Here is a 24,335-nt window from a genome sequence, read left to right as displayed (position 1 = left end):
TTGGGTCCTACCCCGCCCCCCCACCGGGTCTCGCCCCCCCCCGCCCCCGCGCGCCCCCCCCGGGTCGCGGGGGCCCCCCCCGGGGGGGGGGGGGGGCCCCCGGGCCCCCCCCGCCCGGCCGCCTCTTCGGCGGCCGGCCCACCCTCGAGGACGAGCGAGAGCGTGGTGAAGTCCCGCGGCGAATCCAGCGAAACTCCGCGAGCGGTAGCACGAACGAGCACGGTGCTTGTCCCTCCAAAACCGACGTATCCGAAGAGTATGTCAGTAAGAGAAACGTCCGTTCCCTGCTACCTGCTCAGTACTTGCACCGCAGCACCGCCACACTGTGCGCCTCGATCGTCACCCCGCCGCCGGCCTTCAGGTTGCCTGCGACGTCCGACGGCGCGAGCAGCAGCGGGTCCGCCGTGTCGACGACGACCTCCCACGCCCGCCCGTACTGCGCCTCCGGCAGCGTGCACTCCACGCTCTCCGCCGACGGGTTGAAGACCAGCAGGAACGAGTCGTCGACGATCGCCTCGCCGAGCGCGTCGGACTCCGGGATGCCCTGGCCGTTGAGGAACACGACGATCGCCTGCGCGCCCTCCGCGGCCCAGTCCGACGGCTCCATCGGCTTGCCGTCGGGCCGCATCCACGCGATGTCCTCGACGCCGCTGTCGCCGACCGGCTCTCCCCGGAAGAACCGGCGACGCCGGAACAGCGGGTGGTCGGCGCGCAGCCGGATCAGCGCCGACGCGAACCGGGTGAGCACCTCGTGGTCGCGCGCGACCTCCCAGTCGACCCACGACAGCTCGTTGTCCTGGCAGTAGACGTTGTTGTTGCCCTGCTGGGTGCGCCCCAGCTCGTCACCGTGGGCCACCATCGGCACGCCCTGGGACAGCAGCAGCGTCGCCAGGAAGTTGCGTTTCTGCTGCTCGCGCAGGGCGAGCACGTCCGGCTCGTCGGTCGGGCCCTCCACGCCGCCGTTCCAGGAACGGTTGTGGCTCTCGCCGTCGTTGTTGTCCTCGCCGTTGGCCTCGTTGTGCTTCTCGTTGTACGAGACGAGGTCGGTCATCGTGAACCCGTCGTGCGCGGTCACGAAGTTGATCGACGCGATCGGGCGCCGGCCGTCGATCTCGTAGAGGTCCGAGGACCCGGCGAACCGGGACGCGAACTCACCGAGTGTGCCGGGCTCCCCGCGCCAGAAGTCACGCACGGCGTCGCGGTACTTGCCGTTCCACTCGGTCCAGAGCGGCGGGAACCCACCGACCTGGTACCCGCCGTCGCCGACGTCCCACGGCTCGGCGATCAGCTTCACCTGGCTGACGATCGGATCCTGGTTGACCAGGTCGAAGAACGCGGCGAGGCGGTCCACCGAGTGGAACTCCCGGGCCAGCGACGCGGCCAGGTCGAACCGGAAACCGTCGACGTGCATCTCGGTGACCCAGTACCGCAGCGAGTCCATGATCAGCCGCAGCGACTCGTGGTGCCGCACGTTGAGGCTGTTACCGGTGCCGGTCGTGTCGTAGTAGTACTGCTTGTCGTCGTCGACGAGCCGGTAGTACGCGGCGTTGTCGATGCCGCGGAAGCTCAGCGTCGGCCCGAGGTGGTTGCCCTCGGCGGTGTGGTTGTAGACGACGTCGAGGATGACCTCGATACCGGCCCGGTGCAGGGCCTTTACCATCGACTTGAATTCCTGCACCTGGGAGCCGTGCCCCTGGAACGACGCGTAGCCGTTGTGCGGTGCGAAGAAGCCGATCGTGTTGTAGCCCCAGTAGTTCTTCAGGCCCTTTTCGAGCAGGCCGGAGTCGTGCACGAATTGGTGCACGGGCATCAGCTCGACCGCTGTCACCCCGAGTTTCTTGAAGTACTCGATCATCACCGGGTGCGCGAGGCCGGAGTACGTGCCCTGCACGTCCTTCGGGATCCCCGGGTGCCGCATCGTCATGCCTTTGACGTGCGTCTCGTAGATGACCGACTCGTGGTACGGAATGCGCAGCGGCCGGTCGTTCGCCCAGTCGAAAAACGGATTGATGACGACCGACCGCATGGCGCTCGCGGCGGAGTCGGCATCGTTGAACGACGACGGGTCATCGAAGTTGTAGGAGAACAGCTCCTGACCCCAGTCGTAGTTCCCGTCGATCGCCTTCGCGTACGGGTCGAGCAGCAGCTTGTTCGGGTTGCAGCGCAGCCCGGCGCCCGGGTCGTACGGGCCGTGCACCCGGTAGCCGTACCGCTGTCCCGGAACGATCCGGGGCAGGTACCCGTGCCAGACCAGCGCCTCCCGCTCGGGTAGGTCCACCCGCGTCTCGGTGCCGTCCTCGTCGAACAGGCACAGCTCGACCCGTTCGGCGACCTCCGAGAACATTGCGAAATTCGTGCCGCCACCGTCGTACGTAGCGCCCAGCGGATAGGGCGAACCTGGCCAAATCGTCGACATCACACCCCCGTAGTCTCTGCGTCCGGCTATTCCACGGTCACGCAAACGCAAACAGGATCAGGCAAGTAGCGCTGTGACGACGACGATCACGAGCGGGGAGAGCACGGTCGTGAGCAGCACGGTTTCCCGTGCCAGCCGCGGCGCGGTCTCGTAGTGGGCGGCCCACACGGCGACGTTCTGCGCGACCGGCAGGGAGCTGAGCACGACCGCGGCGTAGACGGTTGCGGCCGGCGCGCCGAGCACGGGCCCCGCGAGGATCCAGGCCGCCACCGGCCGGACCAGCACGGACGAGACCACCACGAACCCGAGCGCGGTCCGGTCCCCGCCCCGCCCGGGGAGCGGGCTACCGACCAGCGAGATGCCGAACGACAGCAGCACCGCCGGCACCGCGACCTGGGCGAGGATGCGGACCGGCTCCGCGACCACCCACGGAACACGCAGGCCGGTAAAAGCCACCACCAATGCCAGCGCCGTCGCGATCAGCACCGGGTTCGCCAGCGCGCGCCGCAGGCTCCCCCGCCCGTCCCCTGCCCCCCTCATCTCCAGCGTCGTCATCGCGATCGGTGACTGCACGGCCGGCTGGAACAGGATCAAGGGAGCGGCGCACCGCTCCGAGGACGACGGCGAGGACCATCGCCAACAGGCAGGTCAGCAGGGGCACGACGGCGGTGGGCGAGGTGAGCAGCGACGGGTCCGCCGACGTGACGGTGGTGAACAGCAGACACGGTGTGGCCACGTTCAGCGACAGCCGGGCGAGCACTGCCCGCGCGTCGTGGCCGAGCGTGCCGCGGCGGCCGAGGGCGTAGCCGACCGCGATCAGGATGCCGATGACGGCAAAGCCGGAGACCGCCCCGCTCACCGAAGTACCCATTCACGCACTTGAGGAACGCTATCCGGCATTTTGGGTTGGCGCTCTGACCAAGCGCCGCCACACGCGCGCCGAACCCCGCTCCGCTCCGCGATGTTCGTCAGCGGCCATGAGCAAATGCCGTTTCCGTTTGACTGAACCGTCGAGATTGGAGAATCTACGGCGCATACCCGGACATTCGCGGAGGTCGACGTTGTCGTCATTGTCCTTGGCTGTACTCGGCACGGTGACGATCGCCCGAGAAATGGCGCGGTGCGGAGTCAGCCGGGCGGTGCGGGGAGGGTTACCGGACCGGGCCGACCGGGTCACCGCGGAGTGGCTCTCGTCGGTGCTCGGGAAGCAGGTGCGGAGCGTGTCGGTGCTGAGCCAGGACTCTGGTACCGCGGCACGTGCCCGGATCGCGTTGGATGCCGAACCTGGCCGGGTCTTTCTCAAGCTGACACCCCGCGACGTCCAGCAGCAGGTACTGATGAACGTCGTCGGGATGGGGCACCGGGAGGTGCTGTTCTACCGGGCGGTCGCCGGTGACCTGCCGATCCGCGTGCCGCGCTGCTACGCCGCGTTCGACGACCCGACGCTCGGGCGGATCGCGGTGGTGCTGGAGGACCTGACCGGCAAGGCCACGTTCCGCGACGTCCGGGACGACGTGAGCCTGGCCGAGGCCGAGGCGGTCGTCGACGCGTTCGCGGATCTGCACGCCGCGCTCTGGCAGTCCCCGCGCCTGTCCGGGGAGCTCGCCGAACTCGGCCCGCTGCGGCGCTCGCCCGTCGTCGGCATGTTCGGACGCGCACTCGTCCGGCGGGCACTGGCCAAGCCGGCGAAGCCGGTGGCGGACCTGATCTCCGCGGACCTCGCGCGGCGCAGCCGGGTCGTGTCGGAGAACCTCGAGACTCTCGACGCGTTCTGGGCCGCCCAGCCGCAGACGCTGACCCACGGCGACCCCCACCTGGGCAACCTCTTCTTCGAGGGCGGCTGCCCCGGGTTCCTCGACTGGCAGGTCGCCACCATCTGCCCCGGAATCCGGGACGTGGCGTACTTCCTGGTGACCTCCCTGCAGCCGTCGACCGCGCGGGAACACGAACGCGGGCTGGTGGACCGGTACGCGGATCGTCTGGCCGGCGCCGGTGTCAAAGCCGACCCCGAAACGCTCTGGACCTGGTACCGCGCGGTCGCCTCCGAGGCCTACATCGCCGCGATGGCCACCGCCGGCGCCGGCGAGCGCATGCAGTCCCGCGCCGTCGCCCGTTCCGGCGTCGAACGCGCCGCTGCCGCCGTCGAAGCCCTCGACACGTTCGACGCGGTCGCGGCACTGATCGGAGTCGATCACTAGCAGCGGCGTGCCGTGCGATAGGACTGCTGTGTGCGCGCGATCCAGGTGAGTGAGTTCGGCGGTCCGGAGGTTCTGGTTGCGGTTTCGCTGCCGGATCCCGTCGCTTCGTCCGACGAAATTCTGGTCGACGTTCACGCGGCGGGCGTGAACTACGCGGACACGAGTCGCGCGGCGGGTAGTTACCGGGTAGCGTCGCCGCTGCCGTTCGTGCCGGGTACCGAGGTCGTGGGGGTGACCGCGAACGGTCGCCGGGTCGTCGGGCTCAACTTCGCCGGTGGTGGGTACGCGTCGGTGGCGGCGGTGCCGGCCGCGTATGCGGTGGAGGTGCCGTCCACGGTGGATGACGCGGCCGCGTTGGCCCTGCTGGTTCAGGGGCTGACGGCCTGGTACCTGCTGCGGGAGTCGGCGCGAATCCGGCCGGGTGACTCCGTCGTCGTGAACGCCGCGGCGGGTGGCGTGGGGTCGCTGGCGGTGCAACTGGCCCGGGAGTTCGGGGCCCGGCGGGTGATCGCGGCGGCGTCGAGCGTCGAGAAGCGGGAACTGGCGTTGTCGCTCGGGGCTTCCGCGGCGATCGACTCGTCCGTCGACGGGTACGTGTCGCGGGTGCGGGACGCCAACGGTGGGGAGCCGGTGGACGTCGTCCTCGACGCGACCGGCGGACCCGCGCTGACGGCGGCGATCGAGGCGCTGGCGCCGCTGGGGCGCGTGGTGACGTACGGGAACGCGTCGCGGTCGGATCAGCCCGTGCTGGACACCGGGACGCTCGGTGCAGCGAATGCCGGGGTGCTGGGGTTCTGGCTGCGCCCACTGCTCGAGCGGCCTTCTGCGTTCACCGGGCCGCTCGGCGAACTGCTGGCGCTGGTGGCGGCGGGGAAGTTGCGAGCGCTGTCCAGCGAGTACGCGTTGGCGGACGCTCGGCAGGCGCACGAGGACCTCCGCGCTCGCCGGACCACCGGCAAAGTGGTGCTCCGCGTCAGCTAGGCCGGGCTAGGCCCACGAGCCCACGCCGCCTACTCGTTCGATCGTGTAGCGGACGACGTAGCCAGGGGCTTTCGGGGCCGGGAACTCGTCGGTCGGTGACATGTAGATCTTCGTGAGCCGGTTGAGCAGGTTCCAGGCGTCGTCGCTGGGCTCGATCGTGGCGCGCGCTTTCAGCGTGACGTAGGGGCTCAGCACGGCGCTGGGGTCGCGCGGAGCGAGGAAGGAAAGCACCACGCGGGGATCGCGCTCGATGTTGCGGAGTTTTACGTAGCGGTTCATGTGACCGGTGACGATCTGGTCACCGTCCAGTCCGATCCAGACGACGCTGACCTGCGGGCTGCCGTCCGCGTTGATCGTGCTGAGGTGGGTGAGGGGTCCGGACTCGATCAGCCGGCGAACTTCGGGCGACAGGGTGCTCACGGTTTCACGCTAGCCGGTTCACATCCTCCTGGCGGGTGGGGCCAGGCGGGCCGGGAGTGCGGAATCCGGCCGAAGGCGGAGCCTTCGGGTCCTCGCTCCCGTGGGGTGCGGTACCGTCGCGCAGTGCTCGATGGGCAAGGAACTACTGCTGGGACAGAAGAGCGGGAAAGTGATCTCGTTCCTAAGGTGCCCACGGCTGCGACTCCTGTCAGCTGGTGGGGCGGTCAGTCGGCTGCTCCGGTAGCGACTGCCGCGGTTCCGGCGCCCCGGTCGGGCGATTCCGACGGGACGGTTCCTCTGCGCCATGTGCAAGCGGGTCGGGCGTCCGGCCCGGTCGACGACCGCACCGCGGAGTTATCCGCCGCTCAGGACGTCGCGCCGGTACCCCAGGCCTACCACGCCCCCGCTCAGCGAGGCCCCTCCGAGGCCCCCACCATCCCCGACGCAGCCTCAGCCCCCACCGGCTGGAGGCAATCCCCCGCAGCCCCGCACCGCGCCGGCTGGAACGCCGCACCCGCGCACGATGCCTCCGGCCGGAACGCCCCGCCGAGCACAGCGGCCGCGGAAACCGCCACGTGGAACGCCCCGCCCGCCGCGGAAGCCGCCGCCGCGGAGGGCGCGGAGCCGCAGCGCTCGTACGACGCCGACGCGGCGATTCCCGAGGCGCCGCCCTCGTACCCGGGCCAGCACCGCGCCCCGCGCCCCAAGTACTTCGCGCTCCGCATCGCGGCGGTCCTGGTTCTCGTCTTCGGCGCCGCGATCGGCGTCGCCGTCACCGTCGTCGGCGGCTCCGACCCCGACACCGCCCAGGTCGCCAACGACCTCCCCGCGGACACCCCGGTGAAGGCCCCCACCACCGGCCCGGAGGCGGCCCCCGAGTCGCCGCAGCCGGACCCGGCAGAACAACAGCAGGCCATCGACAACGCGCAGAACCGCGCGGAGGAAAAAGCAGCGGACGCCCAGGCCGACGCCGCCCAGGTCGCCGACGACGCCGCAGAAGCCCGCGAGAAGCGAGCCAAGGAAACCGGCACGACCGGCGACCCCATCCCCACCGCCCCCGTGGACTGCGAAACCTACTCCGGCAACAAGAACGCCGGCTGCGCCCTCCTCTCCGAGTTCGGCTTCCCGAGCAGCGAAATGACCTGCCTCGAACAGCTCTGGACGAAAGAGAGCGGCTGGAACGAGAAGGCCGAGAACCCCGGCTCCGGGGCGTACGGCATCCCCCAGGCGCTCCCCGGCGACAAGATGGCGACGGTCGCCGACGACTGGCGCACCAACCCGGCCACCCAGATCCGCTGGGGCCTCGGCTACATCAAGGGCCGCTACCAGACCCCCTGCGGCGCCTGGAACTTCTTCCAGAACAACGGTCACTACTGACGGTTCATACCAGCCCCACGTCGACCGATAGAGAGAAGAGGTCTACGTAGGGGGTGGCATGGAGGGGACCCAGCGCTGGACGCTGCCCGCCCGCCGGTCCGTCGTCGCCCTCACGGCGTTCGTCGCGGCGATCCAGCTCGTGGCCCTCGCGGTCGCCGACCTGCGCACCGCCCTGTTCGGCCTCTTGCTGCTCGTGCTCGACGCCGTCGGGCTGGTCCACAGCATCCTCGCTGCCCGCCGGTCGGGCTCCGCCCGCATCTGGGGTTACGCCGCCGCCGGCCGAGGCCTCTCCGTGCTGTCCACCGTCCTGTTCACCGTGGCCGAGCTCAACGGCAACACCGGCTGGCCGTGGTACTTCGCGGTATCAACCGGCCTGTCGATGTTCGTCGCGCTGTCCGCCGCCTGCCTCGCCGTGACCACCGAGCGCCTCGACGCCCGCCAGCGCCGGGCCTTCCTCGCCGAGGCCGCGACGGTGCTCAGCAGCGCGTTCGTCGTCGCCTGGTATTTCGTTCTGCACCCGGCGATCGCGGAGAGCGAGCCGTCACAGCGGCTGTACGAGATCGGCTATCCGTTCGCGAACCTCATCCTGCTCGCCGCGGTGTCGGCCGTGTTGCTCCGCGGGGCGGTCGCGCGCCTGGCCCAGCCGGTCGCGTTCCTGCTCGGCGGCATGCTCGTCTACGCCGTGGGTGACATCGCGTTCTCCGCGGTCCGCATCCACGGCGAGCGGGGCACCGACGACCCGCTCGCAACCACGGCGCTCGTGTTCGCGTCCCTGCTGATGACGATCGGCGCGATGGAGGCGAGCGGGCAACGGGCCGCGTCCCCGATCACCCTCGCGACCCGGATGCCTGCCTGGTCGATGGCCCTGCCGTACGTGGCGGTCAGCGTCGGCAACGTGATGATGTTCGTCGCGGTGCTCCACGCCCCCGACCGCGACCTCTGGGGCGGCCTGCTGCTCGGCCAGACGCTGATGACCACCGCACTCGCTGTCCGGCAGCTGATCAGTGTCCGGGAGAGCCACGAGCGCAACGTCGTGGACCCGCTCACCGGCCTGGCCAACCTGAGCGGCCTGAAGTCGGCCACCCGCCGCGCCCAGCAGCGCCGCGAGCCGGTCGCGCTGCTGCTCCTCGACCTGGACGGCTTCAAGCAGATCAACGACCGGTACGGCCACGAGGTCGGCAACACCGTGCTGGTCGAGTTCGCCCGGACGCTACGCGGCGCAATCCGTGGCCACGACACGGCGGCGCGCGTCGGCGGCGACGAGTTCGTCATCCTGCAGACCGGCGTCACCACCGAGAGCCAGGCCGTCGTCGTGGCGGAACGGATCCTGGCCGCGCTCGCGGACACCACGGTGAAGATCGGCGACGAGGCGATCACGATCCGCACGAGCATCGGCTTCGCGGTCGGAAACGCCACCGATTCACCCCAGGAGCTGCAGCACAAGGCCGACCTGGCCATGTACGAGTCGAAGCGCGCCGGCACGCACGGCTGGAAAGCGTACGAGGCGTCGATGACCGACCGCCGCAACCGCGACGCGCTGCTCGCCGCCGAACTCGAACACGCCGACGACCAGCTCTCGGTGCTCTACCAGCCGCTCGTCGACCTCAACACCGGCGCGCCGGTCGCGGTCGAGACGCTCCTGCGCTGGCACCACCCGACGCTGGGCGCGATCTCGCCGGCCGAGTTCATTCCGATAGCCGAGCGCAGCGGCGCGATCGACGCCATCGGCCGGTGCGTGCTGGAGCAGGCCTGCCGCCAGATCCGCGCCTGGGTCGACGCCGGCGCCGATCTGTACGCGAGCGTCAACGTGTCACCCCGCCAGCTCGAAGACCCCGCCTTCATGGACGACGTCCTGGCGATCCTGGAGCGCAGCGGCCTGGCCCCACGCCACCTCGTCCTGGAGATCACCGAGACCGCGATCGTCGACCAGCGCACGGCGATCCCTGTACTCACCGCGCTGCGCGAGCGGGGCGTCCGGATCGCGATCGACGACTTCGGCACCGGCTATTCGGCCCTGCACTATCTCACGCGGCTGCCCGTCGACGTGCTCAAGATCGACGGGAGCTTCGTCGCCCAGCTCAACGGCACTCGCCAGGGCGCGGCGGTGACCGAGGCGATCATCCGGCTCGGTCAGATCCTGGAGCTCACCACGGTCGCCGAGGGCATCGAGACCGCGGCGCAGGCCGCGGAGCTGCAGGCGCTCGGGTGTGCGGTCGGGCAGGGCTACCTGTTCGCGCGTCCCGCGACCGCGACCGACCTCGAGGAGATGATCACGGGGCGATCGCCAGGAACAGGAAACCGGCCAACAGCACCAGATGGACGCCACCCTGCAGCCGCGTCGCCCTCCCCGGCACCACGGTGAGCACGCTCACCACCACCGTGAGCCCCAGCAGCACCATCTGAGTCGCACCCAGGCCGAGCGTCAGCGGTCCGTCGAGCCAGATCGACGCCACCGCGATCGCCGGGATCGTCAGGCCGATGCTCGCCATCGCCGACCCGAGCGCCAGGTTGAGGCTGATCTGGATGCGGTTGCGCAGCGCCGCGTTGGTGGCGGCCAGCGTCTCGGGCAGCAGCACGAGCAGTGCGATCACCACGCCGACGAACGACTGCGGGAGCCCGGCGCCCTTCACCCCGGACTCGATCGCCGGTGACTCGAGCTTCGCCAGGCCGACGACGCCGACGAGCGCGACCACCAGCAGCCCCAGGCTGATCGCCGCGGCGCGGTTGGTGGGCGGCGCCGCGTGCTCCTCGTGCGGGTCGACGAGTTCGCCCTCCAGCGTCACCGGGAGGAAGAAGTCGCGGTGGCGGACGGTCTGGGTGAGCACGAACATGCCCCACAGCATCAGCGACGCCACCGCCGCGAACGCCAGCTGCGTCGGCGAGAATTCCGGGCCCGAACGGCTGGTGGTGAACGTCGGCAGCACGAGGGCGAGCGTCGCCAACGTTGCGACGGTTGCCAGTGCACCACCGGTGCCCTCGGCGTTGAAGGCCAGGATGCCGTGCTTGCGCGCGCCGACCAGCAGACTGAGGCCGACGATGCCGTTGAGCGTGATCATCACCGCGGCGAAGACGGTGTCGCGGGCCAGCACCGACGCTTCGGAGCCGCCCGAGGCCATCAGCGTGACGATCAGGCCGACCTCGATGACGGTCACCGCAACCGCCAGGATCAGCGACCCGAACGGCTCCCCCACCCGGTGCGCGACGACCTCGGCGTGGTGCACCGCTGCCAGTACCGCACCGGCGAGCAGCAGCGCGACGACCGTGACCAGGACCGGCCCGAGTTCTCGCCCCCAGGCCAGCCCGAGCGCGACGAGCGCGGTCACGGGGACCGCTGCGGTCCAGTGTCGGAGGAGAGCAGGCACGTCCCAACCCTGTCAGACAGTGGGCGGAATGGCCCGTCAGCGCGTCCGGCGCGTGACCAACAACGCTAGACCGGCCAGGCTCAGCACCCCCGCCGTCGCGAACCCGAACCGGTACCCGACGTGCTGGGCGACGCCGAGCAGTGGGGCGGCGACCGTCGATCCGATCGGGAACGCGTTGCTGAACAGGGTCGAGGCGCGGCCGGGGCGGCTGGGGATCAGATCCTGGAAGTACGTGATGCCGATGCCCTGGATCAGCGCGATGCCCGACGCGTTGAGCAGCTGCGCGAGCGCCACCTGCCCGGTGCCGGCGGAGAGCGCCACGGTGCCGAGGTAGAGGGCGGACACGAGCGGGCCGATCAGGAACAGCCGTCGCACGCCGACGCGTCCGGCGAGCGCTCCGAACGCGAGGATCAGCGGGATCTCCAGGAACGCGCAGAGCCCCAGGATGAAACCCGTGTCCCGGACGTCGCCGTTCAGGTCCGCGTTCACGAACAACGGCAACAGCTGGACGCTGAGCGTTGCGGCGGTCTGAATCAGAATGAGCGCCGCAAAATTCAGCCGCAACAACCCCTCCGACACATCGATTGCGGTGGGGACCGCACGTATCTCGGGATCCGGGACCGGAACGTCAGCGGGGGGAGGTTCGGGGAGGCCGAACTGGGTCAGGAGGGCCACGGCGAGGAAGACGCCGGCGGCGACGCTGAAGATGAGGACGTAGCCGCCCACCTCGATCAGGATCGCGGCAACGAGCGGCCCGGCGACCCAGCTCGCCGACATCAGCGTGCGCAACACGCTCACGCTGAACGTGCCGCGGTCACCCCCACCCACCACGACCCGCGCGTACGCGAACAGCTGCGGCAACGCGGCGGTCGACACCGCGATCGCCGTCGCGGTCACGATCAACAGCACCCAGTAGTTCCGGACGAACGCGCTCAACCCACTACCGACGACACCCGCCAGCGCCGCCGCCACGATCAACCGGCTGCGATACGGCCCGGTGTCCGACAGCCGCCCGATCAAAGACGACGCCACCACCCCGCTCACCGGCGCGACGATCAGGAACAACGTCACCAGAACGGGGCCCGCGTGCACGGCGTCGGTCAGGAAAAGAGCCCGGAACGGAAACATCATCGCCATCGACAAGCCGACCGCGAGGAACACCAGCGAAAGCGGCACCCACAGCCGCGCGCCTGCTAAATCCCTATTTTGACGTACTGAGGTGACGAACGAGGCAGGCACGTACCCCATCATGCATGCCGCCCTGCCCCTCCGCGCAACCGGATATGGGAAGGTGTGAAAGCGCTATCATCCAGTGAAGGCGAGGACCAAAGATGCAGTTCCCCGCTGAGTTCGTGTTCGGCTCCGCGACCGCGTCGTACCAGATCGAAGGTGCGGCGACCGAGGACGGACGTGGCCCATCGATCTGGGACACGTTCAGCCACACCCCCGGCAAAGTCCTGAACGGTGACACCGGTGACATCGCCGACGATCACTACCACCGGCTCGACGCCGACCTCGACCTGATGGCCGAACTCGGCCTGGAGGCGTACCGGTTCTCGATCGCCTGGCCCCGGATCGTCCCGACCGGTCGCGGCGCGGTGAACCAGGCCGGTCTGGACTTCTACTCCCGACTGGTCGACGGGCTGCTGGCCCGCAACATCCGCCCGGTCGCCACGCTCTACCACTGGGACCTCCCCCAGGCCCTCGAAGACGAAGGCGGCTGGACCAACCGGGACACCGCTTCCGCCTTCGCGGAGTACGCCCGGGTCGTGGGCGAGGCGCTCGGTGACCGCGTCCACACCTGGACGACGCTGAACGAGCCGTGGTGCTCGGCCTACCTCGGTTACAGCTCGGGCGTCCACGCCCCGGGCCGCACCGAGCCGCTCGCCGCGCTGCAGGCGGTGCACCACCTCAACCTGGCGCACGGGCTCGCGCTGCGCGAGCTGCGGCAGGTCGTCCGCGCGGACGCCGAGTTCTCGGTGACGCTCAACCTGCACGTGTTCCGCCCGGTGGGCGCCTCCGGCGAGGACGCGCGCCGCACGGTGGACGCGCTGGCCAACGGGGTGTTCCTGGGGCCCCTTCTGGAAGGCGCTTACCCCGCGGTCTCGCTCGAGGTGACCAGCGGCATCACCGACTGGTCGTTCGTGCAGGACGGTGACCTGGAGATCATCAACCAGCCGATCGACGTCCTCGGCGTGAATTACTACAGCACCAACCGGGTGCGGCTCTGGGACGGCAGCGGCCAGCGGCAGCACGCCGACGGCCACGGCGCTTCGTCCGCGACCGCGTGGCCGGGCGCCGACGACGTCGAGTTCCTGGCCACCGATCCGCCGCACACCGACATGGGCTGGAACATCGACCCGCAGGGCCTCGAGGACCTGCTCGTCGAGCTCGGCACCCGCTACCCCGACCAGCCGCTCATGGTCACCGAGAACGGCGCCGCGTTCCCCGACGTCGTCTCGGAGGACGGTCACATCCACGACGCCGAGCGCACCGACTACGTGCGCCGGCACCTGCGTGCGGTGGCGAACGTCCGGGAGAAGGGCGTGGACGTGCGCGGCTACTTCCTGTGGTCGCTGCTGGACAACTTCGAGTGGTCCTACGGGTACTCGAAGCGCTTCGGCATCGTCCGGGTCGACTACGACACCCTGGAGCGCACGCCGAAGGACAGCGCCCTCTGGTACGCCTCGCTGGTCCGCTCCCGCACCCTCGACTGACCCTTCTCCGGGCCCGGCCGACGACCGGCCGGCCGGGCCCCGAGTCGCTACCGTCCGCGGTGCGACGGCTCGTGGGCCTAGGCGGAGGCCGGGGCCGAGACGTAGGCGAACGGGCCGCTGACGTTGCCGTTGAACTGTTCGGACGCCTCCAGCGCGATCTCCAACCGCTTGCGCGGGCTCATCCGGGTGCGCGAGGTGGCGTAGAGCGCCCCGAGCGCCACCTCGTCGCCGGAGCCGACCGCGTCGTAGCCGTGCACGGACTCGCCGATCTGGTAGTCCGAGTCGACGTTGAAGAGCCGGCCCGCGACGCCGACGAGAAACACCCCGCCGCACTCGCGCTCGTTGTCTTTCGTCGCCCAGCCGCCGGTCTTCAGGCACTCGCGCAGCCCGTCGATGAACGTCGTCGACATGAAGCGGTCGAGGTCGCTGGCCGGAGGCTCCGGCGGCGTCCACGCCCAGCGGATGAGCTGACCCATCCGGAAGCTGGTGGTGAAGCCGAACGCGTAGGACCCGGTGACGAACACCTTCGCGTCCGCGCGGGTGTGCACGACGTACCCGGCGACCCCGGCGGAGTCACCTCCGATGTGGACTATCCCGGCGCTGGCGATACCGACGATGGCGGTCATGCGCGAGATCCTAGGCTGACCCGGTCAGCCGTGCGCAGCGCCGACGAGACGCTCGATCACGGTGACGGTCTCCGCGAGCGGGCGCTGCGTGTCGAGCACCAGGGACGCGCCGCGCCGCAGGAGCGGCTCGACGGTCTCGACGTACCCTTCGATCTCTGCCCGCTCCGCGGCGGTCCTGCCGTAGGGGTTGGTGTCGCGCCGCGCCACGCGGTCGAGGAGCACCGGCAGCGGCGCGGTGAGCAGCACGACATGATCGAAGCGGTCGTAGAACGTGCCCTGGTTGTCCACGGTCCCGGACACGACCACCGCGTCGTTCGCCGCGAGCAGCCGGTGGATGCGGCTCTCGTCCCACGTGCCGTCCGGCAGCGTCCATCCGTCGTAATCGGTGTCGACAGTCAGGTGTCCCCGCACCCGCAGCTCGGTGAGCACCGATGTCTTGCCCGCCCCGGACATGCCGGTGATCAGCACCCGCGCCACGGTCAGGCGTGCAGGGTGGGGCGGTAGGTGAGTTCGTGGGTGCGGCCGTCGAGGACGCGGGTGTCGACCAGGTCGAGGTCGAAGTCGGCCCAGCCTCCGAACACCGGGTCGACGCCGGTCCGGCCCGTGATCACCGGGTAGACCGTCACCTGGACGAAGTCGATCAGCCCCGCGGCCGCCAGCGCCCGGTTCAGCGACAGGCTGCCGTGCGACCGCAGCGGCACCTGCGACTCTTCCTTGAGCCGCGCGACGACCTCCAGCGCGTCACCGCGCGCCACTGTCGCGTCCGGCCAGTCCAGGGGCCCCTCGAGCGTGTTCGACACCACCGTCGCCGGCAGGTTCCGCATCCGGGTGACCCATGGGTCGTGCACGTCCGCCCCCGGCCCGCTCTCGGCCACCATCCGCGCGAACGCGCGGTAAGTCGTCGCGCCGAACACCATCCGCTGGTCGCCGCTGTACAACCCGAGCCGGTGGTCGAGCAGCTCCGGGCCCTGCTTGCCCCAGTAACCACTCCAGTCGCCACCGGCGGCGCCGAAGCCGTCGAGGCTGGTGAAGATGTCGAACGTGTAGGTCGCGGTCATGGTGTGCCTCCGATGCGCTGGACGAGCTTCTCATCACTACAACGAAGTCACCGCGCCAACTACGACACCTCTTCTGCGACATGCTGAGGGCATGCACGCCGAATGGACGTCCACGGAGGCGGCGATCCTGTCCGCCACCCCGACAATGCGGGTGATCGCGGGAGTCGACCCGCCGATGTCGGTCACCGGGCGGCGGGGCGCGGAGGTGGGCATGGTCGTCGTCGACGGCCGGCTCTACGTCCGCGGTCGGAACGCGACCTGGGTGCGGTGGGCGGTGGCGCAACGGCGCGGCTGGATCCGCACCGGCACGATCGACCGGGCCGTGACGTTCGCCCGCTACGACGGCCCACCGGACGCCATCGACGCGGCCTACAGCGCCAAGTACGGAAACCCGAACACTCAGGAGATCACTCTCCGCGTGGAGCCGATCGACTAGTGCGTGATCCACACGAAGGAGTCGCGCCCGACGGCACGATAGTGACCGGAGCCGCCCGCTCGCGTATCCCGTCAGTGTTCGAGCCGGTTCTCGCCGCAGCGAGCGCCGCGGTCCGCAAGCAGTGTCCACCTCACCGGTCCCGATCCCTCGCCACACTGGCCGGCCTTCCCCGCCGACGCCCGCGCCGCCCGGGGCTTCAACGGCGACATCGCCGGGCATGCGGCCCGCTGGCGGGCCACTCCACCGTCGGAGGACCTCGGCCGCTCGATCGCGCGCAAGACCCTGCTCGCGATCGCCGGCCTCGTCAGCGTCCACGACACCACCTGGACGACGGACCGGGCCACCGCCGCCCAGCGCTGGGGCGAACTCCACCCCGAGCGCCGTACCGACCTACACCGGCTCCTGGCGTGGAGTGACTCCGACGGGGCCCCTTCGGGTCATGCCATCGAACGAATGCTGGACGGCATCGTCGCCACGACCGTCTCCGCGTTCAGGACGTCGATCGGCCTCTGGTGAGGAGCGCGGGTTTTGTCGGTGCCGGGCCCTAGCATGCCGGGCATGACGCGCTATGTGGACGAAGACCTGCACGGTGTGGAGTTCCGCGAGTGCGACCTGACCGGAGCACGCCTGATCGGCGTCGTCCTGCAGGATGCCGTGATCGACGGGCTGGTCACCAACCTCGTGGTGAACGGCGTCGAGGTCACCGGGTACGTCGAGGCGGAGCTCGACCGGCGTCATCCGGTGCGGGTGCTGATCCGTTCCGACGACCCTGACGATCTGCGCGAGGCAGCGCGTCAGCTCCACACCGGCTGGGCCGCCACGATCGAGCGGATCCGCCGCACCCCCGGCGTCGAGGGCCGCGGCGTCAACGACGAGTGGTCGGCGGCGCAGACGCTGCGCCACCTGGTCTTCGTCCACGACTCGTGGTTCCGCCGCTGCTGCCTGGGCTCGGCGGAGCTGTTCACGCCGATGGGCATCGGAACGACAGTCGAGCCCTACCACGGGGCGCACGGGCTCGACCTCACGCTCGATCCGCCCCTCGACGAGATCGTGGCCGTACGCGAGGCCCAGGCGGCCGAGCTCGAAAGCTGGCTCGCCGACGTCACCCCCGCGCATCTCGCCGCGCGCGCCCCGGTGCCCGACGACGACGTCTGGCCGCCCTACGCCCGGGGCCGCTCGGTGCTGCAGTGCCTCCGCACGGTGCTCAACGAGACCTTCGAGCACCACAACTTCTGCATCCGCGACCTCGACCTGCTCGAGGCACAAGAGCCCGTCACTGCACCCCCGCATGCCTAACCGCATCCGTCACCCGGCGCGCCGCGAACGCGTACGCCATCAACACGGGCAACGTCGCCAGCGTCGCCGGCACGACGGTATTCGACCACCGACAGCGTGAAGATCGGCCGCTGGCACAGCCCCGTCTCGGGGACGGCGCCGAAGACGAGCGCGACGTCGACGCGTCCCTCACGCAGCTCGGAGAGCTGCGCGAAGGACGCCCGCGGCACCAGCGAGGTCCGCACCTCGGGGTGGCGGTTCTCCAGTGCCGCGCGCGTCGGCGCGAGAACCCGCTGGCCGGCGGGGTCGGTGAAGCCGACGCACGAACACGGCGTCACCGGCCCGCGTCCATTCCCTACTTCGTCGGCAGCGGGTCGAACGGACCGAAGTTGGCGGCGCACACCGTCCCGTCAGCCACCTCACCGCTGACGAGGTAGCGGCCGATCGCCGTGGTGGCGCACGCGCTCTTGCCCAGCGACGTGTGCCCCCAGGCGTCGATGGTCAGCACCCGGCCCTCCGGGAAGTAGTCGGCGGCCGTCCGGACGGACCGGTACGGGGTGGCGGAGTCGTACCGCGTGCCCACCACGAGCACGGGCACCGAAACCTCCTGTTGCCACGGGCCGAAGTACGCGTCGCGGTCACGCGTGGTCCAGGGCTCGCACACGGTCGCGTTCCACGCCCGGTTACGGCCGAAGTGCGGCGCCTCCGCGTCGGCCTCGTCGGCGAGCCGCGGCAGCTTGTTCAGTCCTCCGGCCGCTGCGGTATCGAGGCAGACCACGAGATTCCCGGCTGCCGCCGTGTACTCCTCCGGCCGCGGCGACATCGCCAGCAACTCCCCCGGAGCCTGCGCCGCGGTCAACGTGACGGACGTCGTGCCCGCTGCCTGCGCCTTCGCGTAGATGCTCAGCAGCCCGGCGAGCGGTGGCCACGACGTCGGTGCCGACAGCGCCGACAGGATCACCTGGACGGCGTCGTCGTAGGAGACGTCGTACGTGGTGCCGTTGGGCAGCACGTTGCGGATCGGCTGCTTCTTCAGGCCGGCGAGGACGCGCTCGGTCACCTGCTCCGGGTCGCCGACCTTGGTGAGCGCACACGCCGCCTCGCGGCATTTCGCGGAGAACTGGTCGAGGACCTCGTCGGCGCCGAGGTGCTGACCGACTCGCAGCGCGAGCGGGCGACGGTCGCCGTTCGAACCGGAGTAGGCCGCGGGATCGACCGGGCCGTCGAGCACCAGAGCGCGCACTTTCTTCGGGAACAGCTTCGCGTAGGTGGCGCCCAGGTAGGTGCCGTACGAGAAGCCGTGGTAGCTCAGCTTCTCGTCACCGACCGCCTGCCGGAGCAGGTCCAGGTCACGGGCGACGTTCGCCGTGGACATGTGGGCGTAGCGGTCGGCGGACCGGTCGCGGCACGCGGCGGCGAGCTTCGTGGCGTCGGCGAATTTGGTGGTGATTTCCTTCGGCGTCATCGGCGCCACCGGTTCGTCCGTGAAGGCCGCCAGCTCCTCCTGCGGCGTGGCGAAACAACTGACCGGACTGGACGCGCCGACCCCGCGGGGATCGAAACCGATGATGTCGAAGCGCGCCCGCACCTCGGGCGCCCAGGCGAGCTTGCCGACGGCGTGGATGTAGCTCACGCCGGGCACGCCCGGACCGCCGGGATTGGTGAACAGCGAGCCGATGCGCTTCGCCTTGTCGGTGGCCGGTAAGCGGGTGAGCGCCAGCGTCGTCGTGCCCGCGCGTGGGTTGTCGTAGTCGGTGGGCACTTTCACCTGGGCGCACTGGAAGTCGGCGAGCGCGGGCGTCTCGCCGCACTTCTTCCACGAGATCTTCGGAACCGCTGGAGCAGCGGTCGCTGTCGCCGGGGCCGTGACTGCCAGCAGCAGCGCGGCGATGAGAAGAGCGAAGTTCTTCATGTGTACACAGTGGCATATTTTGCTATGCCATAAAGCGTTTTAATGTCACAGATAGTGCGCCGCAATTGGCCTTCCGACTGAGCCAACACTGTGTGGTCGGAACAGGGTCAAGCCCTCCCAGCGGATCGGACGGGCGGCCCGGAACCCACCTACGCTGTCGAGTCATGGAAGGCATCGTCGACACGGTCGTCCTCATCGTGATCGCTGTGGCCGGAGCCGCGCTCGCTCGGCGGCTCGGGTTCGTGGCACCCCTGGTCCTACTGGTCGCAGGCCTGGCGCTGTCGTTCGTGCCGGGTTTGCCGGAGATCCACGTCGAGCCGGAGCTGGTGCTGGTCGGCATCCTGCCGCCGCTGCTCTACGTCGCCGCTCTGCAGACCTCGATCCCCGCTTTCCGCAGCATGCTGCGGCCGATTCTGCTGCTCGCCGTGGGGTTGGTGATCTTCACCGCACTGATCACCGGCTACCTGCTGCACTTGTTACTCCCGGCGGTGCCGCTCTCCGCCTGTGTCGCGCTCGGCGCCGTGGTCGCGCCGCCGGACGCGGTGTCGGCAACAGCGATCGCCCGCCGGATCGGTCTCCCCCGGCGGATCGTCACGCTGCTCGAGGGCGAGAGCCTGCTCAACGACGCGACCGCGCTGGTGATGGTCCGGATCGCGAGTGGCGCGCTGACCGGCGCGGCGGTCGGCTTCCGGGAGATCGGCCGGGACGTCGTGGTGATCGCCGGCGGCGGCCTGGCGCTGGGCTTCGCGGCGGCGGTGGTCGTCGCGTGGCTGCACGCGAAGATCACCGATCCGCTGCTGGACGACGCCGTGTCGCTGCTGACGCCGTTCGTCGTGGTCGTCGTCGCCGAGAAGTTGCACACCTCCAGCGTGGTGGCCGTGGTGGTGGCGGGCCTCTACCTGGGCCATCGCATCCCGTACCTGTTGTCGCCGACCTCCCGCCTGCAGATGGACGCGGTCTGGCGGCTGATCAACTTCCTCCTCGAGGGCGTGGTCTTCCTGCTGGTCGGCCTCCAGGTGCGGGAACTGGTCGGCGATCTGGAGACGGACCTGGCCACCACGGTGCAGGCGACCGCCCTGGTGTTCGCGTCGATCGTGGTGCTGCGGTTCGTGTGGATGTACCCGGCGACCTACCTGGCACGGCTCATCCCGAGGGTCCGCAGCCGGGAGGAGCGTCCGCCCGCCGGGGCGCCGACGGTGGTGGCGTGGGCGGGGATGCGCGGCGTCGTCACGCTGGCCGCCGTGCTGACGCTGCCTCCGGTGGACGAGGTACCCGGGGGCTATCCGCGGGACCTGTTCGTCTTCGTGGCGTTCGCGATCATCGTCCTGACCCTGCTGATCCAGGGCACGACCCTGCCGTTGGTGGCGAACCGGCTGGGTGTCCGCGAGGACACCAGCACCGCCGACGCACTGGCGGAGGCGGCGGTGCAGAACCAGGCCACCCGAGCTGCCCTGCAGGCGCTGGACGACAATGCCGACGGTGCGCCGGACTCGGTGGTGGAGCGGCTGCGCGCGATCGCCGAGCACCGGGACAATGGCGCGTGGGAGCGATTGGGCAGTCAGGAGCAGGAGACGCCGTCGTCCGCGTACAGCCGTCTGCGGCGCGAGATGATTCTGGCGGAGCGGCACGTCTTCAAGATCGCCCGGAACGAGGGGCGGATCCCCGAGGAGGTGCTCACGCGGGCCCAGCGTGACCTCGACCTCGAAGAGTCCCAGCTGAGCCGCAGCGAGGACGGTTGACTGTGTTCCTGCCACACGGTGTCAGCTGGGAGGGAGCGAAAGGGGTTTCTGAATGCGTGCGCTGATCGTCGACCACACCGAGCCCTCGGGGCTGAGGCTGGGCGTCGCACCGGAACCGACGCCCGCGCCGGGTGAGGTCCTGGTCAAGGTGGGAGCGTTCGCGCTCAACAACGGCGACCTCGCTACTGCGAACGGACTGGACGACGGTCGCGTCCCCGGGTCGGAAGCGGCCGGTCACGTCGTCGAGGCCGCCGCCGACGGATCCGGCCCGGCCGTGGGCACACCGGTCACCACGTTCGGCGTCGGCGGCGCCTGGGCGGAGTACCGCGCCGTCAGCGTCGACCTGCTGGGCACCACCCCCGAGGCTGCGGACCTCGCCGCGATCAGCACGGTTCCGGTAGCGGCCAGCAGCGCTCTGCGCGCCCTTCGCCGGAGCGGCCCGACCCTGGGTCGGCGCGTGCTGATCACCGGCGCGACCGGCGGCGTCGGCCGCTACGCGATCCAGCTCGCCCGCATGGGCGGCGCGCTGCCGGTCGCGGTGACCCGGTACCCGGCCCAGTTCGCCGACGAGCTGCGCGGCCTCGGCGCCGACGCCGTGGTCGCCGACCCGGCCGACCACCCCGGCACCGTGCACACCGTGATCGACACCGTCGGTGGCCGCCTCCTCGTCCGCGCGTTCGACCGGCTGGAGAACGGCGGCGTCCTCATCGCGCTCGGCCACCTCGCCACCGAGGAGGAAGCGTTCCCGCCCGGCGCACTGATGGCCGGCCCGGGGCGTGACCGCACGATCGTCAGCTTCCACCAGTTCGACGGCACGCCGCTGGGGCCCGACTTCACGTGGCTGAGCGAGCAGCTGACGAGCGGCGCGCTGCTGCCGTCCATCAACTGGCGCGGGTCCTGGCACCACGTCCACGACGCCATCACCGCCCTGCGCGGCGGCACCCTCCACGGCAAGGCGGTCATCGATGTTGCCTGACGTGCACGACAACCCCGCTCAGCACCGCTACGAGATTTCGGTCGACGGCGACCTCGCGGGCTTCGCGGTGTATTACCTGGACGGCGACCGGATCGTCTTCATCCACACCGAGGTGGCGGTCGCGTACGAGGGACGAGGGCTTGGCAGCCGCCTCGCCCGCGAAGCGCTCGACGACGTACGCGGGCGGGGCCTGCGGGTGGTGCCCGCGTGCCCGTTCTTCGCGAAGTACATCCGGACCCACCCGGAGTACCAGGATCTGACCGGCACCGGCGAGGCCCGACGGGCCGTGCTGGGAGAGCACGACGAGTGAGCGGTGGTCAGGTCACCACGGACGAGACCACGCCCCACGCCACCGTGGTGGTCAGCGTCATCCACAAGACGATGACCACGCCCTGCCACAGCAGCACCCAGCGTCGTGACGTGCCCGCGGTGATCTGCGTCGGAACGGCCGGCGGGCCGAGCAGGCTGACGTGACGATACGTTCCGACCAGCGACGCTAAGCAGGCCAAGCGTCCGCCAGTTGGGCCGCGGATCACTCACCCCGGCGAGTCACTGGCTTCCGCGTAGGTACTGCGAAGAAGATCAAGCAACTGCTCGTCATACGGAGCCTTGATCACATTGCCTTGACCGATCTGCCCGGGCATCTTCTTCTCCAGTGCCTGCAGAGCGAAGGGAGCCAGCTTCTCTAAGACCGAGCGGTACGCCGTCAGATAGGCACCCTTGTCGTTCCAGAGCGACACGATACTCCGGTCCTGACCTGGGACTAGTATTCGGAGGACCCAGCGACTACTACCGATCGATGTGGCAAGTTCCGCGATCTTGTCGTGTTCGAGGCTTCTCGCCCAGCCGAGCAAACGCTGAAGTTCATCCTGAAGGTCGGTCGATGCTGTGGCGATGGACGCCTCGAATTCCGCGCTACCGACTACAGCCGTCGCGCCGACAGGAAGCGGCGTCTCCGCCGGCGTGTCTAGTGCTGACTGTCCGTCCGGGACCGCTGGCAGAAGGAGCACCTCCGCTTTGACACGGTCGGCGAAGCGCTGCGTTCGCACCATTTCGCCCAACGGCACGCCGCTTTTCGTCTCCTCGACTTGAGCCGCATCGATGGCGGGCAGGAGGTGCTTGACGACGGACTCTGCCTGGATCGGGTCCCACATGGTATTGAGCAACTTCTGGCACGCTTTTTGGACGGCCTTGAGACCGGACGGGAGCGCACCACCGAGCACGAAGGTCTTGATCGCGGCAAGGATGTGATAACGAGCAGGTCCGTATCGGGATGTGTCGACCTTCCGATTGCGAAGCAGCCACTCGAGCCGATACTGAGTGGTGGCGCTGGCGTAATAGACGAGCGGGTTGTGGCTCGTTTGGAAGAGATCCTGTTTGCGTGACGCGATGAGTTGCTTATAGTGGCCGACGCCGGCCGGCTCGTCCAAGAACATCGCCGCATAGGCGCGGGTAAGCGCCGGGCGCGTAATGATCCGTGTCTTCTCGACGTCTGGGCGGGCGTTGTACTGCTTGGATCGCCGCTCGTAGAACAACCGCCGGGCCGAGGGCTGGGCGGCGAAGAAATCCTCGAGGTGCTTATGGAACTCCTCACGCCCCGACAAATCGTCGTCGCTGACCGCCGTCTGTCGGTTGGTGGCAGCGATGATGCCCGAGATGACGTCCTCGTCGCGCGACTCGATCAGCCGAATATTTACGTTGACGCCGTCGCTCAAGCTCTCACGCTCATCGAAGAGCACGTGGCATGTTTGGCATCCGTTGACGATCTGGAAGTCACGAATCTTGAACTCGTCGCCTGCCGTCGCTAATTCCCGGGTGACAACTGTGATGCCGTTGTTGAGCACAGCGAAGCGATCTCGGCGATCCTCGTCCCTGAGCGTCTTCTGAATCTCCTGATTCACGGCGTTGTAGTCCTGGAAGTCGCGGACGTTTTCATAGAAGAGCGCGCGACGAATTCCGCCCGACGGATCCGTGAGCAGTCGATCAACCAACTCTGCCGCCGACAGCACCCCTAAAAATGCTTGATCAACGCCCGGGATCTTGGGAAGGGTGATCCGCTTGGGCATTGTGAAGCTCGCCGACACCAGATCGGTGGCACGTTTGTAGAGCTCCCGTACTTCGCGGGCTCCAACCGCATGTACGTCTACATGTTCGAACCGGTTGAGCTGCTCCAGCCGATGAGCGGCTGCGACGCGCTTCTTCTCCAGGAGCAGATCACCGACCGCTCCCGTCGATACGTAGTGGACGGAGAGAGTCGGGAGCTCGCGCGTCAACTTACCTACGTCGGCGTAGACGGCATCGATGCACTCGCGGAGATTGCGGACATCATCCGAGTGCGGATATGTCATTGGATCCGCGGTGAATAAGTGCTCCAAGTTATCCGCAAGCTCAGTAAAGACCTTGACATCCCATCCGGTGGTTGTCTTCGCTTGCACGAGCACGAAGCGGACGCGCAACTCCTTCGCCTGCGCCACGGCGTCGCGTACATCGGCGGCATCGTGGAACAGTTCGCCGTTGACGATCACGCCAGCCACGTCGATGCCCATGTCTCCGCCGGCGCCCATCCGGAAGTCGTCAGGGTCGAACTCGTCCTCGTAGAACTGGCTGAGCACGCAGAAGCCGGCAAAGGCCTCGAATGCCTCGTCGGACTTCAGCGCATCGAGCCCTCGTTCGGCCTGGAACTTCTTCGTCAAGCCCTGCGTGATGATGTCCACGCCCGGAACCACCCCCAGATCAGCACCCCTGTGAGCAGCCTAGTCGTATCTAATGGACAGTCGACACCGGTTGCGCGCGCTCGTACTTCATTGCTGTGCCCCGCCGCACGCGACGAGCGCCGGTCGGG

Annotated in this window: 22 protein-coding genes and 1 pseudogene; 10 read left to right on the top strand and 13 right to left on the bottom strand. The window is 69.3% G+C overall.

The window, feature by feature from the left end:
* Positions 1 to 295: 295 nt before the first annotated feature.
* The 3 genes and pseudogenes from glgX to ACGFY5_RS26585 all read right to left on the bottom strand — a co-directional run.
* A complete protein-coding gene (gene glgX / locus ACGFY5_RS26595) occupies positions 296 to 2,416 on the bottom strand; it encodes a glycogen debranching protein GlgX (protein ID WP_392723882.1) in 2,121 nt (706 codons plus the stop codon).
* Between the two features lie 57 nt (positions 2,417 to 2,473).
* Entirely contained in the window at positions 2,474 to 3,010 is a 537-nt protein-coding gene (locus tag ACGFY5_RS26590; protein WP_392723880.1) for an AEC family transporter, read from the bottom strand.
* A 34-nt stretch (positions 3,011 to 3,044) separates the two neighbouring features.
* A pseudogene (locus tag ACGFY5_RS26585) lies at positions 3,045 to 3,287 on the bottom strand (AEC family transporter); the annotation flags it as partial.
* A 223-nt stretch (positions 3,288 to 3,510) separates the two neighbouring features.
* Between ACGFY5_RS26585 and ACGFY5_RS26580 the strand changes: the two are divergent.
* Both ACGFY5_RS26580 and ACGFY5_RS26575 read left to right on the top strand, forming a co-directional pair.
* Entirely contained in the window at positions 3,511 to 4,614 is a 1,104-nt protein-coding gene (locus ACGFY5_RS26580; RefSeq protein ID WP_392723878.1) for a phosphotransferase, read from the top strand.
* Between the two features lie 30 nt (positions 4,615 to 4,644).
* Positions 4,645 to 5,595 (top strand): zinc-binding alcohol dehydrogenase family protein, encoded by a 951-nt coding sequence (locus tag ACGFY5_RS26575; protein ID WP_392723877.1) that lies wholly within the window; start codon positions 4,645 to 4,647, stop codon positions 5,593 to 5,595.
* Positions 5,596 to 5,601: 6 nt separating this feature from the next.
* On the opposite strand, the gene ACGFY5_RS26570 is transcribed toward ACGFY5_RS26575, so the two are convergent.
* Positions 5,602 to 6,015, bottom strand: coding sequence for a PPOX class F420-dependent oxidoreductase (locus tag ACGFY5_RS26570; protein WP_392723875.1), 414 nt, complete (start codon positions 6,013 to 6,015; stop codon positions 5,602 to 5,604).
* Between the two features lie 306 nt (positions 6,016 to 6,321).
* Between ACGFY5_RS26570 and ACGFY5_RS26565 the strand changes: the two genes are divergently transcribed.
* Positions 6,322 to 7,392 (top strand): hypothetical protein, encoded by a 1,071-nt coding sequence (locus ACGFY5_RS26565; protein WP_392723873.1) that lies wholly within the window; start codon positions 6,322 to 6,324, stop codon positions 7,390 to 7,392.
* Between the two features lie 58 nt (positions 7,393 to 7,450).
* Entirely contained in the window at positions 7,451 to 9,754 is a 2,304-nt protein-coding gene (locus ACGFY5_RS26560; protein WP_392723871.1) for a putative bifunctional diguanylate cyclase/phosphodiesterase, read from the top strand.
* Here the strand turns inward: ACGFY5_RS26560 and ACGFY5_RS26555 are convergent.
* Both ACGFY5_RS26555 and ACGFY5_RS26550 read right to left on the bottom strand, forming a co-directional pair.
* Positions 9,663 to 10,754 (bottom strand): calcium:proton antiporter, encoded by a 1,092-nt coding sequence (locus tag ACGFY5_RS26555; RefSeq protein ID WP_392723870.1) that lies wholly within the window; start codon positions 10,752 to 10,754, stop codon positions 9,663 to 9,665. The two genes, ACGFY5_RS26560 and ACGFY5_RS26555, sit on opposite strands and share 92 nt — an antisense overlap.
* Positions 10,755 to 10,790: 36 nt before the next feature.
* Entirely contained in the window at positions 10,791 to 11,930 is a 1,140-nt protein-coding gene (locus tag ACGFY5_RS26550; protein ID WP_392723868.1) for an MFS transporter, read from the bottom strand.
* A gap of 155 nt (positions 11,931 to 12,085) precedes the next feature.
* On the opposite strand from ACGFY5_RS26550, the gene ACGFY5_RS26545 reads away from it, so the two are divergent.
* Positions 12,086 to 13,471 carry a GH1 family beta-glucosidase gene (locus ACGFY5_RS26545; RefSeq protein WP_392723867.1) on the top strand — a complete coding sequence of 462 codons (1,386 nt, stop codon included), beginning with the start codon at positions 12,086 to 12,088 and terminating at the stop codon, positions 13,469 to 13,471.
* Between the two features lie 77 nt (positions 13,472 to 13,548).
* Here the strand turns inward: ACGFY5_RS26545 and ACGFY5_RS26540 are convergent, their stop codons facing one another.
* Genes ACGFY5_RS26540 through ACGFY5_RS26530 form a run of 3 tightly spaced genes read right to left on the bottom strand, consistent with a single transcriptional unit; the run spans position 13,549 to position 15,155 of the window.
* Positions 13,549 to 14,097: a hypothetical protein gene (locus tag ACGFY5_RS26540; RefSeq protein WP_392723865.1), complete on the bottom strand. Its 549-nt coding sequence runs from the start codon at positions 14,095 to 14,097 to the stop codon at positions 13,549 to 13,551.
* Between the two features lie 24 nt (positions 14,098 to 14,121).
* Positions 14,122 to 14,574, bottom strand: coding sequence for an AAA family ATPase (locus ACGFY5_RS26535; protein WP_392723863.1), 453 nt, complete (start codon positions 14,572 to 14,574; stop codon positions 14,122 to 14,124).
* Between the two features lie 2 nt (positions 14,575 to 14,576).
* Complete coding sequence (locus ACGFY5_RS26530; RefSeq protein ID WP_392723861.1) at positions 14,577 to 15,155, bottom strand: dihydrofolate reductase family protein; 579 nt, start codon at positions 15,153 to 15,155, stop codon at positions 14,577 to 14,579.
* Between the two features lie 91 nt (positions 15,156 to 15,246).
* Between ACGFY5_RS26530 and ACGFY5_RS26525 the strand changes: the two genes are divergently transcribed.
* Together ACGFY5_RS26525 and ACGFY5_RS26520 are read left to right on the top strand one after the other, a co-directional pair.
* Positions 15,247 to 15,591, top strand: a complete 345-nt coding sequence (locus tag ACGFY5_RS26525) for a DUF2255 family protein (protein WP_392723859.1) — start codon at positions 15,247 to 15,249, stop codon at positions 15,589 to 15,591.
* Between the two features lie 558 nt (positions 15,592 to 16,149).
* Positions 16,150 to 16,887, top strand: coding sequence for a DinB family protein (locus ACGFY5_RS26520; RefSeq protein ID WP_392723858.1), 738 nt, complete (start codon positions 16,150 to 16,152; stop codon positions 16,885 to 16,887).
* On the opposite strand, the gene ACGFY5_RS26515 is transcribed toward ACGFY5_RS26520, so the two are convergent.
* Together ACGFY5_RS26515 and ACGFY5_RS26510 are read right to left on the bottom strand one after the other, a co-directional pair.
* Positions 16,884 to 17,204 (bottom strand): LysR substrate-binding domain-containing protein, encoded by a 321-nt coding sequence (locus tag ACGFY5_RS26515; RefSeq protein ID WP_392723856.1) that lies wholly within the window; start codon positions 17,202 to 17,204, stop codon positions 16,884 to 16,886. The genes ACGFY5_RS26520 and ACGFY5_RS26515 overlap by 4 nt on opposite strands.
* A gap of 17 nt (positions 17,205 to 17,221) precedes the next feature.
* Positions 17,222 to 18,778: an alpha/beta hydrolase gene (locus ACGFY5_RS26510; protein WP_392723855.1), complete on the bottom strand. Its 1,557-nt coding sequence runs from the start codon at positions 18,776 to 18,778 to the stop codon at positions 17,222 to 17,224.
* Positions 18,779 to 18,942: 164 nt separating this feature from the next.
* Here ACGFY5_RS26510 and ACGFY5_RS26505 point away from each other — a divergent pair, with 164 nt between their 5' ends.
* The 3 genes from ACGFY5_RS26505 to ACGFY5_RS26495 are packed head-to-tail and all read left to right on the top strand — an operon-like array spanning position 18,943 to position 21,803.
* A complete protein-coding gene (locus ACGFY5_RS26505; protein ID WP_392723854.1) occupies positions 18,943 to 20,517 on the top strand; it encodes a Na+/H+ antiporter in 1,575 nt (524 codons plus the stop codon).
* A 52-nt stretch (positions 20,518 to 20,569) separates the two neighbouring features.
* Positions 20,570 to 21,493 (top strand): zinc-binding dehydrogenase, encoded by a 924-nt coding sequence (locus ACGFY5_RS26500; RefSeq protein WP_392723853.1) that lies wholly within the window; start codon positions 20,570 to 20,572, stop codon positions 21,491 to 21,493.
* A complete protein-coding gene (locus tag ACGFY5_RS26495) occupies positions 21,483 to 21,803 on the top strand; it encodes a GNAT family N-acetyltransferase (protein ID WP_392723851.1) in 321 nt (106 codons plus the stop codon). The genes ACGFY5_RS26500 and ACGFY5_RS26495 overlap by 11 nt, the downstream gene beginning before the upstream one ends.
* Positions 21,804 to 21,810: 7 nt before the next feature.
* Here ACGFY5_RS26495 and ACGFY5_RS26490 read toward each other — a convergent pair whose 3' ends face one another.
* Positions 21,811 to 22,002, bottom strand: coding sequence for a hypothetical protein (locus ACGFY5_RS26490; RefSeq protein WP_392723850.1), 192 nt, complete (start codon positions 22,000 to 22,002; stop codon positions 21,811 to 21,813).
* Between the two features lie 27 nt (positions 22,003 to 22,029).
* Entirely contained in the window at positions 22,030 to 24,207 is a 2,178-nt protein-coding gene (locus ACGFY5_RS26485; RefSeq protein ID WP_392723848.1) for an AIPR family protein, read from the bottom strand.
* Between the last annotated feature and the right edge of the window lie 128 nt (positions 24,208 to 24,335).

The organism is Cryptosporangium sp. NPDC048952 (assembly GCF_043197895.1).
Taxonomy (GTDB): domain Bacteria; phylum Actinomycetota; class Actinomycetes; order Mycobacteriales; family Cryptosporangiaceae; genus Cryptosporangium.
The sequence above is the reverse complement of the archived record's forward strand: the minus strand, read 5'-3'. Positions and strand labels throughout refer to the sequence as shown.

Coding starts and splice junctions, on each gene's coding strand:
- ACGFY5_RS26505 (WP_392723854.1), top strand. CDS start 18,943: ATGGAAGGCATCGTCGACACGGTCGTCCTCATCGTGATCGCTGTGGCC.
- ACGFY5_RS26545 (WP_392723867.1), top strand. CDS start 12,086: ATGCAGTTCCCCGCTGAGTTCGTGTTCGGCTCCGCGACCGCGTCGTAC.
- ACGFY5_RS26500 (WP_392723853.1), top strand. CDS start 20,570: ATGCGTGCGCTGATCGTCGACCACACCGAGCCCTCGGGGCTGAGGCTG.
- ACGFY5_RS26510 (WP_392723855.1), bottom strand. CDS start 18,778: ATGAAGAACTTCGCTCTTCTCATCGCCGCGCTGCTGCTGGCAGTCACG.
- ACGFY5_RS26520 (WP_392723858.1), top strand. CDS start 16,150: ATGACGCGCTATGTGGACGAAGACCTGCACGGTGTGGAGTTCCGCGAG.
- ACGFY5_RS26560 (WP_392723871.1), top strand. CDS start 7,451: ATGGAGGGGACCCAGCGCTGGACGCTGCCCGCCCGCCGGTCCGTCGTC.
- ACGFY5_RS26495 (WP_392723851.1), top strand. CDS start 21,483: ATGTTGCCTGACGTGCACGACAACCCCGCTCAGCACCGCTACGAGATT.
- ACGFY5_RS26540 (WP_392723865.1), bottom strand. CDS start 14,097: ATGACCGCCATCGTCGGTATCGCCAGCGCCGGGATAGTCCACATCGGA.
- glgX (WP_392723882.1), bottom strand. CDS start 2,416: ATGTCGACGATTTGGCCAGGTTCGCCCTATCCGCTGGGCGCTACGTAC.
- ACGFY5_RS26525 (WP_392723859.1), top strand. CDS start 15,247: ATGCACGCCGAATGGACGTCCACGGAGGCGGCGATCCTGTCCGCCACC.
- ACGFY5_RS26530 (WP_392723861.1), bottom strand. CDS start 15,155: ATGACCGCGACCTACACGTTCGACATCTTCACCAGCCTCGACGGCTTC.